Origin of the sequence: Streptomyces sp. BE20, from assembly GCF_036322525.1 — a bacterium.
Taxonomy (GTDB): domain Bacteria; phylum Actinomycetota; class Actinomycetes; order Streptomycetales; family Streptomycetaceae; genus Kitasatospora.
The window spans coordinates 1-313 of sequence record NZ_JAQYWW010000312.1 but is presented as its reverse complement, the minus strand read 5'-3'; the positions used below and the strand labels follow the sequence as shown (position 1 = coordinate 313).

Here is a 313-nt window from a genome sequence, read left to right as displayed (position 1 = left end):
GTTTTGGGGTTTGGGTTGTGTTGGTTTGTGTGGTTGGGGGGGGTGTGGTTGTGGGTGTGGGTGTGGGGGGTTTTTGGGTGTGGTGGTGGTTGTGTTTTGTGTTTTTTTGGTTTTTGTTGTTTTTTTTGTTTGTTGTGGTTTGTTGTTTTTTTTTTGTTGGTTTTGGTTTTTTTTTGGGGGTGTGTTTTTTTTTTTGTTTTTTTTTTTTTTTGTGTTTTTTTTTTTTGGTTTTTTTTTTTTTTTGGTTTTTTTTTGTGTTTTTTTTTTTTTTGGGTGGGTGTTTTTGGGTTTTTTGTTGGTTTTTTGGGGGGGC

Annotated in this window: 1 protein-coding gene; it reads left to right on the top strand. The window is 34.8% G+C overall.

Features of this window, described 5'->3' with window-relative positions; genetic code table 11:
- Window positions 1–42: 42 nt before the first annotated feature.
- On the top strand, window positions 43–313 hold a 271-nt coding region (locus PUR61_RS45095; RefSeq protein ID WP_329874873.1), incomplete at its 3' end, for a hypothetical protein.